Source organism: Mesorhizobium sp. M7A.F.Ca.CA.002.15.2.1 (assembly GCF_003998715.1).
GTDB lineage: Bacteria > Pseudomonadota > Alphaproteobacteria > Rhizobiales > Rhizobiaceae > Mesorhizobium > Mesorhizobium ciceri.
Genome location: NZ_RZPI01000090.1, coordinates 1 through 11,802, shown reverse-complemented (window position 1 = coordinate 11,802; position 11,802 = coordinate 1). Strand labels below are relative to the sequence as shown.

Below are 11,802 nucleotides of genomic sequence, written 5' to 3'. Positions count from 1 at the left end.
GTCCTGGGCCTTGGCGAGGACGGCATCCACCCGGGTCCTGGCATCTGCTTCCGAAAGCCCCGTGCGAACGGCGACCAACTGCGACAGATAGGTTTTGTCGTCTGCGGAAACCTCGCCTGCCGCGGCCCTTGGCGGCAGGCAGCGCGACGATGAGGAAGCGGTTTTTATCACCAACCGTTGAACTGCACTTGCAACAAAGCCACTCTGGCCCGCCCGGAGCGGCTTTGCTTTGAAGTTGTCGAGCGGCGCTGCCACGACCCCGTTCGCTGAAATCCGTTCTTATTTTCGGGGAGGAATCGCCGGCACTTCGGCTTGGCTCGGCTCCAGTTTGCGACCGAGGTCGACAGCGTCGCGCAGCACGGCGAGATGCGAGCGCGGCTGATCGCCGGCAGCAACCTCGATACCGGTCGCCGCCAACGACCAGTACAGCGTGTGGGTGAAGACACGGCCGAGGGAACCGCGCAGCTCGACCTGAACGTTCTCCACGCCCGGGCCGAAATTCTCCGCCATCGGCCCTGAGATCGGATCGCCCGTCAGCCAACCGTTGCCGCGGTCGAAGATATTGGTCCAGCGCGTCGCAGCAAACACCGCGCCATGATGCACCGCCCGCTGTGGCTTGCCGGAAGAACGGTTGCGCCCTTCCTGATAAAGCACGGTGCCACCGGCCGCCGCTCCCTCGGCAATCGGCGGACATGCCGAGAACAGGCGCTCGGCGATGCCGCGCCTGAATTCGGCGAGATTGTGCGTCACCAGAAATTCGCTGTGGGTCAGCGGGCTACCAAGCGTGACGAAATCGCTGATCTTCCAAGGCCGATGGCTGTCGTCCCTGGTGCGCAGTTGGCGATAGAGCTCCCACTGATCGCGCCGGAACCCGGCAAGATCGTCAAGGCTGCCGGGCCATGCCGAGCCGTCGGCAACAAGCGTCGCCTTGTCGATGGCGTGGATAGCCTTCAGTTTCGCCTTGTCGCGGATGGCCTCGAGTTTTCGGGGCCTGAAATCGGACCACAAGATCTGCAACAGGTCATAGGCGATCATCGAGCCGAGGCTGTGCGAGACCAGCACGATGCGATCGTAGGTATCGTCCATCATCAGACGCTTCAGCAGCTTCAGGCCGCGGTCGCGGATCAGCGCCCGCTTCTCTACCGTGGCCGCTTCAGCGCGCACATAGCCCGCGACATCGCCGAAATAGGGAAGGCCAAAACGGTCCACCGACCAGATGACGAACGAGGCCAGGATGGTGACGAGGACGCCGACGGTCCACGAAATCTGCTGCTGCCAAACCGACGTCGCAAGCGCGAGCGTCGCGACCAGGACGATGATGGCGGCAACCAGAGTGACCAGATAGAGCTTTCGGGCGTCCGGCGGTATGTCGGTGGGCTTGCGCCACAGCAGATTTGTCACCCAGGCGGCAAGCCGGCCTCGCGTCGTGCCCTGCGTGATGTCGGCCCAGTAAAGCTCGTAGAAGTCGGTGCGGCGGCCATCGACATCGTAGGGCGTGGTGATGCGGCGAAGTTCGTACGAATTGGTCCGGCTGTCGGGAGTGATCCAGCTCTGGTTGATCTTCGCGCCGGCGGGGTCGGCCGGATCGGCGACATGGGCATAAAACGGCGCGCGGTTGGGGTCATGGCTCCAGACAGCCTGGACAAAGCCTCGCAGCGTATCCATCGGCCGCTGTTCGCCCATGCCATGCACGATCACCACCGCCTGGCCAGGCTTGCGCGGCGCTTTCCCGGCGGGCGGCGATGCGATCGGGTCAGGCACCAACGTCTCCGTCGACGACAATCCCGCCGTCGAGGCGGGAATTCGTCATCGTAGCGCCGAAATCGCCGTCAAGCCAAGAAAGCCTGCCAAGAAAAAGCCCGGCGCGAAGCCGGGCGATTCTTGGCGTGTCCCGGCGCTTATCCCGGATCAGTGATCCATGGCTTTGACGATCTCTTCGGTCATCTTCTTGGCGTCGCCGAGCAGCATCATGGTGCCGTCCTTGTAGAACAGCGTGTTGTCGATACCGGCATAGCCGGAACCGAGCGAGCGCTTGACGAACAGGCAGGTGCGCGCCTTGTCGACGTCGAGGATCGGCATGCCGTAGATGGGTGAGGACTTGTCGTCGCGCGCGGACGGGTTGGTGACGTCGTTGGCGCCGATGACATAGGCAACGTCGGCTTGCGCGAACTCCGAGTTGATGTCCTCAAGCTCGAACACCTCGTCGTAGGGCACATTGGCTTCGGCGAGCAGCACGTTCATGTGGCCGGGCATGCGGCCGGCGACCGGGTGGATGGCGTACTTCACGTCGACGCCATTGGCCTTGAGCTTGTCGGCCATTTCGCGCAGCGCATGCTGCGCCTGGGCAACCGCCATGCCGTAGCCCGGCACGATGATGACTTTCTGGGCGTTCATCATGAGGTAGGCGGCATCGTCGGCAGAACCCTGCTTGACCGTGCGTTCGATGCCGTCATCGGCGGCCGCTGCCGTCTCCCCACCGAAGCCGCCGAGAATGACCGAGATGAAGCTTCGGTTCATGCCCTTGCACATGATGTAGGACAGGATCGCGCCGGATGAGCCGACCAGCGCGCCGGTGATGATCAGCGCCAGATTGCCGAGCGTGAAGCCCAGCGCCGCCGCCGCCCAGCCGGAATAGGAATTCAGCATCGAGACGACGACCGGCATGTCGGCGCCGCCGATCGGGATGATCAGCAGGATACCGAGCACCAGCGAGGCGGCAACGATCAGCCAGAAGACCAGCTTGGACTCGGTGGTGACCAGCAACACGATCAGCACGACGAGCGCGATAGCAAGTGCGGCGTTGATGAAGTGGCGTGCGCCGATCATGATCGGCTTGCCGGACATGCGGCCATCGAGCTTGAGGAAAGCGATGACCGAGCCGGTGAAGGTGATGGCGCCGATGGCGACGCCAAGGCTCATCTCGATCAGGGCCTGGGCATGAATGTCGCCATCCGTGCCGATGCCGAAGCTTTCCGGGGCATAGATCGCGGCAGCCGCCACCATGACGGCGGCGAGGCCGACCAGCGAGTGGAAGGCAGCGACCAGCTGCGGCATCGAGGTCATGGCGATGCGGCGCGCGGTAACGGCGCCGACGCCGCCGCCAATGGCAAGGCCGAGCACGATCAGGCCGAAGCGGCCGGCGGACGGGGTCGCCAGAGCCAGTGTGGTGGCGATGGCAATACCCATGCCGATCATGCCGTAGAGATTGCCCTGGCGGCTGGTGGTCGGATGCGACAGGCCGCGCAGCGCCATGATGAACAGGACACCGGAGACGAGGTAGAGGAAGGACGCGAAGTTGGCGTTCATGGCGCTCTACTTGTCCTTCTTCTTGTACATGGCCAGCATGCGCTGGGTGACGAGGAAGCCGCCGAAGATGTTGACCGAAACCAGCATCAGCGCGACGAAGCCGAAGCCCGCGGCAATGCCGGAGGCGGCGATGCCGACGGCAAGCAGCGCGCCGACGACGATGACCGAGGAGATGGCATTGGTGACGGCCATCAGCGGCGTATGCAGTGCGGGGGTCACCGACCAGACGACGTAGTAGCCGACGAAGATCGCCAGGACGAAGATGGCGAAGCGGAAGACGAAGGGATCGATGGCGCCGCCGGAGAGCGCATGCGCGGCATCACCGGCCGCGTCAGTGCCGCCGGGCGCGGTCGCCAGATTGTGCACCGCCAGCCGGACGGCGGCGGAGGCCTGGTCGAGCTGGTCGAGGGCTTTCTGCAGGGTCTGGTCCATCACGCGATCCCTTTCGGCTTCGACGAGGGCGACTTGGGTGCGGCCGCCTTCTTGGGCGCGGCTTTCTTGGGCGAAGCATCGGCGACCATGGTCTTGGCCGGGATCGCGGCCGGCTCGACATATTGGCCCTTTGCCGGCTGCTGGTCGGCTTTCACGAAAGCCGGATGAACCACCTTGCCGCCATCGGTCAGCATCGTTGCCTTGACCAGATCGTCGTCGCGATTGATGGCAAGCGTCTTGGCCGTCTTATCGACCAGCGTCTCGAGAAAGGCGAACAGGTTCCTGGCATAAAGCAGCGAGGCCGACGCCGCGATGCGGCCAGGCACATTGAGATGGCCGACAATCTTGACGTTGTTGGCGGTGGTGACCACCTTGCCGGCTTCGGCGCCCTCGACATTGCCGCCGCGCTCGACCGCGAGGTCGACGATCACCGAGCCCGGCTTCATCGAAGCGACCATCGCCGCCGAGACCAGCTTGGGCGCCGGCCGGCCGGGAATGAGCGCCGTGGTGATGACGATATCCTGCTTGGCGATGTGCTCTGATGTGAGTGCCGCCTGCTTGGCCTGATATTCCTTCGACATTTCCTTGGCGTAGCCGCCGGCCGTTTCGGCCGCCTTGAATTCCTCGTCCTCGACCGCGAGGAACTTGGCGCCGAGCGAGGCGACCTGTTCCTTGGCGGCGGGGCGAACGTCGGTGGCGGTGACAACCGCACCAAGCCGGCGCGCGGTGGCGATCGCCTGCAGGCCGGCGACGCCAACGCCCATGATGAAGACCTTCGCCGCCGGCACCGTGCCGGCCGCCGTCATCATCATCGGCAAGGCGCGGTCATATTCCGAAGCCCCGTCGATCACCGCCTGATAGCCGGCCAAATTGGCCTGCGAGGACAAAACGTCCATCGACTGCGCGCGGGTGATCCGGGGCATGAATTCCATCGAGAAAGCGGTGACGCCGGCCTTGGCAAGAGCTGCCACGGCGGCATCGTTGCCGTAGGGGTCCATGATGGCGATCACAGCCGCGCCGGGCTTGTAGCTCTTCAGCTCGGCATCACCAGGCCGGCGCACCTTCAGCACCACATCGGCCTTGGCGACATCGGAAGCCTTGCCGATAGCAGCGCCGGCGCTCGCATAGTCGGCATCGATGATGCGCGATTTCAGACCGGCACCGGCCTCGACGACGACGTCGAAGCCCAACGCCGCCAGCCGTTTCACCGTATCGGGCGAAGCCGCGACGCGCGGCTCGTTGGCATCGAGCTCACGAGGGATGAAAACCGTCTGTCCCACCGCATGATCCTTTCGGCCGGAAGCTATTTCCCGCAAGACGCCGGCCGGCCTCGCGGCGGCGCCGTGGACAAGATGTCGGAAAAATCTATCGGAGGATAAAGGCGCCGACAGCCAGAATCAGCACGAACAGAATGGTCGCCGAGAAGAAGCCGCCCGCGAAGAAGCCGAAGGCCATCGCCAGGAGCAGGGCGCCACAAAACAGCGAGCCGTACTTGGCCAGCGCGAGGAAGCCCGCATAGGTGCGGTCATGCTCGGCATAGTCCATCTTCGCGCCCAGTTCGACAGGACCAGTCGGCGAGTGATCAGCCATAGGAATACCCCTTCGAAGACATCTTTCAGGCACATAGCGAAAAGCCGCGCCGAGAGCAATGGCGCTATTGCCGCACAACAACCGACAACTGCCTCAAAGAAAGATTGAAGCCAGCAGTCGACGCCGCGACGGAGTCCGATCGCTGGATTCTGATGCTTGATGCGGAACTCCGAAGGGCGGACGCTTGCGTGGCCTAAGCCGGAGCCTCAGCCGGCTAGATGCGGAAATAGCCCGAGCAACCCGACGACGATCAGATAGAGCGCGACGATGTAGTTCAACAGCCTTGGCATGACCAGGATCAGCACGCCGGCGATCAGCGAGATGAGCGGGGTTAGCGCAAGTGTGGAAATGGTCATGGCGGGTTCCCTCAAAAACCTCAGATCGACCCGGAGCGCTGCTCGTGGCCTCACCCAGAACGCCGAAGTCGCCAAAAGGCTCCTGTCGGCCCTGCAAAATCGTGTGGATCCCTGCCGTATCAGGCGGCTTCGTGATAGTATTTTGCCGTCGGCAGGATGGTCAGCGGCGCGAGTTCCCCGACATGCGGCGTATCGAACAGCATGCGCTGCTCCATTGGCGTCGAGCGGAAGAACGGGAACCGTGAGAAGGACCGCTCGCGGATTGCGTTGACGTCGGCGCGGTAGAGCACGACCTTGTTGAAAACGCCCGGATAGGCGCGCGACTCGCTGATCTTCTCCGAGTAGTAGATACGCTTGTAGAAGCCGGCGTGATCCTCACGAATGGTCGACAGGCAGTAGGGCGCGTTGAAATGGAAGCACGCCATGCCGGCCAGCCGCAGCGTCAGGTAGGGAATCTGCGGGTAGACGCGCGACCATTCGGGATCGGACGCAAACCGGCTGGGACAGATGAAGCTCAGTCCGTCACGAAGCATCGGCATGACGATGTCGCCAAAGGCCTTGGTGGAAGGCGACATCGGCGTCGCCAAGGTGACGTGATGGATACGCAGCGTGCTGACGAGTTCCTGGTCGATATAGACCCCGAAGCGGTACACATTCGGTGCCTCGTCGAGCTCATCGTGAATGGTATGGTTTTCGTTGTCGGGCACCATATCGTTCGAGCGATATGACTTGTAGCGCAGGCGGTAGATGTCCTCGAGATCTTCGCCCTTGTCGCAGCGGCGGTACTCTGTCCGCTCAAGCATCGCCGAAACGTTGCGGGCGAAGCTGGACATGGTGTCGGCGGCGTCCTTGCCGTCCTCGCCCGTCACCGGACGAAGCGAACTCAACTGCACAATCATCAACTCAATCCCCGTACATTGCCGCCGCGATCCGACACTACGACAGGGTCTTGGGATGTAAAAGATGAAAACAGGAAGCAGCCCGTTTACCAGTCGTTAAGGTTAACGATTGCTAAAATAAAACTAAAATTGGTGGTTTTCTTCGTTTTCTGCGTCGCGACGGGGAAAGAGCGTGTCTCGAACATGACGGGAAGCGGCTGAAATTCTGGCATGGCCCGCGATGTGCAAAGAAACCTCGAATGCAGTGAATGCCTAAAGCCTGGGCGCCTGTTCAATCCTGATGGAAACAGGGATGGGCTCTCAGTGCCTGGGCACCATGCGCCAGGCGCCGCAAATCAGCGGCGTACCGCCTTTTTGGCGGTCCTGATATCCTTGGCGAAGGGCCATACCGTGTTCGACATCGTCTCGATGCCGGAAGCGCTGAGCGCCGAACCGAACAGGAACCCCTGGACAAGATCAGGCTTGACCTGCAGCGCCAGGATCTTGAGCTGCTCGAAGGTCTCGACCCCTTCGACGGTCACCGAAAGCCCCAGCGGCCGCGACAGGTTGACGATACCCTTGAGCAGCTCGAGCGAACGGGGATTCTGGGTGACGTCCATCAGGAAAGAGCGGTCGATCTTGATCTTGTCGAGCGGCAGCTTGTGCAGGTAGCTCAGGCTCGAATAGCCGGTGCCGAAATCGTCGAGCGCGATGCGCACGCCAAGCTGCTTCAGCTCCTCAATATACTGGCGCGTCAGCGACTTGTCGTCGAGCAGCGCCGTTTCGGTGACCTCGATCTCGAGCCTACTGGCGGCGAGGCCGGTGCCGGCCAACGCATCGCGAACCTTCTGGATGACATCGCGGCTGCGGAAATCCTTGGCCGAGAGATTGACCGAAACGCTGGTCTGGTCGGGCCATTTGGCGCATTCGGCGCAGGCTGCCTGCAGCACGAAGGTGCTGATCTCGGAAATGATGCCCATTTCCTCGGCAAGCGGAATGAAGATGCTGGGCGAGATTGGCCCGAGATCTGGATGATCCCACCGGCACAGCGCCTCGCAACTGGCGATACGCATGGTGCTCATCGCCACGATCGGCTGATAGACCACCCGCAGGCTCTTGCCCTCTACCGCGGTGCGCAGATCCGCCTTCATCAGCTGACGGTTGCGGAAGGCGGCATCCATCGAAGCTTCGAACAATCGCCAGCTGTTCTTGCCGAGTTCCTTGGCCTTGTAGAGCGCCAGGTCCGCCTTCACGATCATGGCGTCGACATCGGTATCCTTGACCCGTGACAGCACCGCGCCGCCGCTGGCCTGAATGCGCAGCCCGTGACCGGCGACGTCGACTTCCCCTTGCAGGCCGGCGAATATCTCGTCGAGCTGGCTGGTCAGATGGCTCTCATCCTCGACGCGGTCGAAGAAGATCATGAACTCGTCGCCACCGAAACGGCTGACCGTGATATCTTGCTTGGCAATGGCGCCAAGCCGCTCGGCAACGGCATAGATCAAGCCGTCGCCGATCGGATGGCCAAGCGTGTCGTTGACGCTCTTGAAATCGTCGAGATCGAGCACCGCAAGGCCGCAGAGACGGTCGCGATCGCCGGACGCCATGGCCTCGCCCACCAATTCATGGAAATAGGCCCGGTTGGGCAGGCCGGTGAGATTGTCGTAGCGTGCCATGAAGCGGATCTTGTCTTCCGCCTCGACACGGGCGGTGACGTCCTCGAAGGTGATGACGCCCAGTTCCTGGCTGCCCTCGCGAGCCGAGAACTCGTAATGCTGGCCGTTGGCGAGGGAAACCAGCACCTTGCGGTCGCGACCCTCACGCAGGGCACGCGTCAGCTGCGCCTCGATGTAGCGGCAATCCTTGGGCGCCAGCATGCCGCCGGCGACACCGCGCATCAACAGACCGTGGATCGACCGTCCGAGCAGCGCGTCGGGCGACTTGAGCGACATCAGATGCGCGGCCTCGGCATTGGCCACCGCGACGCGGCCGTCCGGACCGAGCATGACAAGGCCGTGCGACATGGTGTTGAGCGCCCGGTTGAAGCGCTGGGCAATGCGGTTGGCCTTCTTCTCTTCCGAGACGGCCGCAAAAAGCACATCGCGTACGGTGTTGGCGAATTTCCGGATGGCGAACAGGAACGGCGCCGACAGCAGCCCGAGGAGGACATGGTAGATGTCGCCGCGCAGCAGGAAGCCAAGCGAGATCGGCCAGGTCAAGGCAATGGTCAGGATGGTGACCATGCGCGGCGAGCCGTAGTTGCGGCCGGCGATGGAGGTCGCCGTCGCGAGCGTCAGGCAAACGGAGGCGATTTCGGCGAAACCATCGCGCGCGAAATAGATGCCGAGCAGGCAGAAAGCGCCAAGCGTCAAGCCATGCAGGGAGCCATAGAGAATGTAGTCATTCTCACGCTTGTGCGCCTCTTCCCAGGTCGTCGGCGACGGCATGCTGTTGTATTTTCGAAAGTTTCTCATGCGGAACACACCGATGAGAACCATCGAGATCGCGACCAGCAAATACCGCGGATCGCCGCCCTTCCACCAGACCAGGCCGATCAGGAAAGTCTGCGCGAGAATGCCGATCGAAAGCGTCAGCCCGTCGCGAAACAGGGTTTCCACGAACGGAATATAGACGTCGACCGGGATCTCGTTCTTTTTTCGCAGATTCAACGCCTGAATCCCAACCCTGGGGAGCCAAGCAGTGCCACATCCGCCTTAAGAAAGATTTAGAGAGACCCTCGCGCTCCTGCCGTCAAGCCGGGTGACGCAGCGGAAAGCAAGGAAACTGTCGTTCAGGTAAACAAGGCGTATCGGTCATTCGGCGGCCTGAAGTTCGGGCCGCGCCGGCGTACTCGACAGGCGTTCGAGCAGCCTTTGGCGCTCGCCGGCGGCCTTTTGCGCGCTGGCTTGGCGGACGTGGCCATAGCCGCGGATGAGGGCAGGCACCGAGGCCAGCGCAACCGCCGCATCGACCCTGGCTGGGGCCAACGATCCGGCGATGAGCTCCAGATCCGCCTCGTACCGCGCCAGCAGCTGCCGCTCCATGCGCCGTTCGGCGGTGTAGCCGAACAGGTCGAAGGCAGTGCCGCGCAGGCCCTTCATCGCCGCCAGCACGCGAAAACCCTTCATCATCCACGGGCCGAAGCTCGATTTCCGCGGGCTTCCGTCATTGCCGCGACGGCCCATGATCGGCGGAGCGAGGTGGAATTCGAGCCTTTCGTAGCTCTGGAACTGCTTGCCCAGTTCGGCGGCGAAAGAGCCGTCCGTGTAAAGACGCGCCACCTCGTATTCGTCCTTGATCGCCATCAGCTTGAACAGGTTCCTGGCGGCAGCCTGCGACACCGCGGTCGAACCAGGCACGGCCTTCGCTTCGGCGGCGCGCAACGCGGCCAGTTTTCCGGCATAACGCCTGCCATAGGCGGCGTTCTGATAGGCGGTCAGGAAGGCGACGCGGCGGGCAATGATGTCGTCCAGCGTCTCGGCGGTGTCCGTGGCCTGGCCTGCCTTTCCAGCCGCGGTCGGACCCGGCTGGGCAACCAGCCCGCGCACGAAATCCGGCTGATGGGCAGCGCGACGGCCCCAGCGGAAGGCGGCGATGTTCATCGCCACGGCTTCGCCATTGAGCTCGATCGCCTTCTCGACCGCCTCGGCGGACAGCGGCAGGCCGCTGTGCTGGAAGGCAAAGCCAAGCATGAACATGTTGGCGCCGAGCGAATTGCCGAAAAGTGCCGTGGCAGTGCGGGTGGCATCGAAGAAATGTGCCTTGTCGTCGCCCGCAGCCGCGCGGATCGCCTTTTTCAGCCGCTCTATCGGCAACGAAAAATCGGCCGAGCGGGCGAATTCGCCGGGCATGATCTCGGCGGTGTTGGCGACGAAGATGGTGTGGCCCTCGCGCACCGCGGTCAGCACCTTCTTGGCGCCCGACACGACGAGATCGCAGCCAAGCACGAGATCGGCCTTCCCCGCCGAAACGCGGATTGCATGGATGTCGTCCGGGGTACGAGCGATGCGGACATGGGTGAACACCGAGCCGCCCTTCTGGGCGAGGCCGGCCATGTCGATCATGCCGCAGCCCTTGTCCTCAAGATGCGCCGCCATGCCTAGCACCGCACCGACGGTGACGACGCCGGTGCCGCCGACGCCGTCGATGATCGCCGCCCAGCCCTGCTCGCCAAGCGGGAATTGCGCCGGCACGGGCACGCCTTCCAGCGGATCGGCCTTGCCGGCCAGGCCCTCGGCCTTGCGGATCTTGGCGCCGTGCACAGTGACGAAGGACGGGCAGAAGCCGTTGACGCAGGAGAAATCCTTATTGCAGCTCGACTGGTCGATCTTGCGCTTGCGGCCGAATTCGGTCTCGACCGGCTGGATCGAGACGCAGTTCGACTGTACGCCGCAATCGCCGCAGCCTTCGCAGACCAGTTCGTTGATGAAGACGCGCTTGTCGGGATCGGGGAATGTGCCGCGCTTGCGGCGGCGGCGTTTTTCGGCGGCGCAGGTCTGGTCGTAGAGCAAGACCGAAACGCCCTTGACGTCGCGCAGCTCGCGCTGGACGAGATCGAGGTCGTCGCGGTGATGGATAGTGGCACCGGCCGGGAATTCGGCTTTGCCAGCATATTTGTCCGGCTCATCCGTGACGATGGCAATGCGGTCGACACCCTCTGCCCGCACCTGCCTGGCAATCATATCGACGGTCAGGCCGCCTTCGTGCGGCTGGCCGCCGGTCATGGCGACCGCGTCGTTGTAGAGGATCTTGTAGGTGATGTTGGCATCGCTCGACAGCGCGAAGCGGATCGCCAGCGTACCGGAATGGTTGTAGGTGCCGTCGCCAAGATTCTGGAAGATGTGCTCGCGCTTGGAGAACGGCGCCTGGCCGACCCATTGCGCGCCCTCGCCGCCCATGGCCGTGAAGCCGACTGTGTTGCGGTCCATCCACAGCGCCATGAAGTGGCAGCCGATGCCGGCCGCGGCGATCGAGCCGTCCGGCACCTTGGTGGACGAATTGTGCGGGCAACCGGAACAGAAGAACGGCGTGCGCGAGCCGATGTCGGTGGCCTCGGTGAGCATTGCCTGGAACTGGCGCAGTTTTGCCACCCGCGCCGAAATCTCTTCGGACGGGCCGATGGTCCTGACGATCCTCTCGCCAAGCGCGATGGCGATCTCGTTGGGATCGAGCGCGCCTTTGGCCGGAAACAGCCAGTCGCCGCGCTCGTCCTTCTTGCCGATAATGACCGGTTGGGTGGC

Annotated in this window: 9 protein-coding genes and 1 pseudogene; all 10 read right to left on the bottom strand. The window is 63.2% G+C overall.

Annotated elements, in window-relative coordinates; genetic code table 11:
* Positions 1-255 (bottom strand): annotated as a pseudogene (locus ENZ74_RS34680) (hypothetical protein); the annotation flags it as partial.
* Between the two features lie 24 nt (positions 256-279).
* Positions 280-1,761 (bottom strand): hypothetical protein, encoded by a 1,482-nt coding sequence (locus ENZ74_RS08135; protein WP_063170441.1) that lies wholly within the window; start codon positions 1,759-1,761, stop codon positions 280-282.
* A 147-nt stretch (positions 1,762-1,908) separates the two neighbouring features.
* The gene (locus tag ENZ74_RS08130; protein WP_013528201.1) at positions 1,909-3,306 is read right to left on the bottom strand and encodes an NAD(P)(+) transhydrogenase (Re/Si-specific) subunit beta; all 1,398 of its coding nucleotides are present in this window, start codon (positions 3,304-3,306) and stop codon (positions 1,909-1,911) included.
* A 6-nt stretch (positions 3,307-3,312) separates the two neighbouring features.
* On the bottom strand, positions 3,313-3,741 hold the full coding sequence (locus ENZ74_RS08125; RefSeq protein ID WP_024501908.1) for an NAD(P) transhydrogenase subunit alpha: 429 nt from the start codon (positions 3,739-3,741) through the stop codon (positions 3,313-3,315).
* On the bottom strand, positions 3,738-5,018 hold the full coding sequence (locus ENZ74_RS08120; protein WP_063169840.1) for a Re/Si-specific NAD(P)(+) transhydrogenase subunit alpha: 1,281 nt from the start codon (positions 5,016-5,018) through the stop codon (positions 3,738-3,740). Before ENZ74_RS08120 ends, ENZ74_RS08125 begins: the two co-directional genes overlap by 4 nt.
* Before the next feature lie 85 nt (positions 5,019-5,103).
* Entirely contained in the window at positions 5,104-5,328 is a 225-nt protein-coding gene (locus tag ENZ74_RS08115; protein WP_013528204.1) for an aa3-type cytochrome c oxidase subunit IV, read from the bottom strand.
* A gap of 206 nt (positions 5,329-5,534) precedes the next feature.
* Positions 5,535-5,684, bottom strand: a complete 150-nt coding sequence (locus tag ENZ74_RS08110; RefSeq protein ID WP_013528205.1) for a DUF3096 domain-containing protein — start codon at positions 5,682-5,684, stop codon at positions 5,535-5,537.
* Between the two features lie 119 nt (positions 5,685-5,803).
* Positions 5,804-6,583 (bottom strand): hypothetical protein, encoded by a 780-nt coding sequence (locus tag ENZ74_RS08105; protein ID WP_013528206.1) that lies wholly within the window; start codon positions 6,581-6,583, stop codon positions 5,804-5,806.
* A 335-nt stretch (positions 6,584-6,918) separates the two neighbouring features.
* Positions 6,919-9,231: an EAL domain-containing protein gene (locus tag ENZ74_RS08100; protein WP_063169839.1), complete on the bottom strand. Its 2,313-nt coding sequence runs from the start codon at positions 9,229-9,231 to the stop codon at positions 6,919-6,921.
* A gap of 144 nt (positions 9,232-9,375) precedes the next feature.
* On the bottom strand, positions 9,376-11,802 hold a 2,427-nt coding region (locus ENZ74_RS08095; protein WP_127312723.1), incomplete at its 5' end, for an indolepyruvate ferredoxin oxidoreductase family protein.

Excerpts from the sequence above, each read along its gene's own strand:
- ENZ74_RS08130 (WP_013528201.1), bottom strand. The coding sequence starts at position 3,306 with ATGAACGCCAACTTCGCGTCCTTCCTCTACCTCGTCTCCGGTGTCCTG.
- ENZ74_RS08115 (WP_013528204.1), bottom strand. The coding sequence starts at position 5,328 with ATGGCTGATCACTCGCCGACTGGTCCTGTCGAACTGGGCGCGAAGATG.
- ENZ74_RS08110 (WP_013528205.1), bottom strand. The coding sequence starts at position 5,684 with ATGACCATTTCCACACTTGCGCTAACCCCGCTCATCTCGCTGATCGCC.
- ENZ74_RS08105 (WP_013528206.1), bottom strand. The coding sequence starts at position 6,583 with ATGATTGTGCAGTTGAGTTCGCTTCGTCCGGTGACGGGCGAGGACGGC.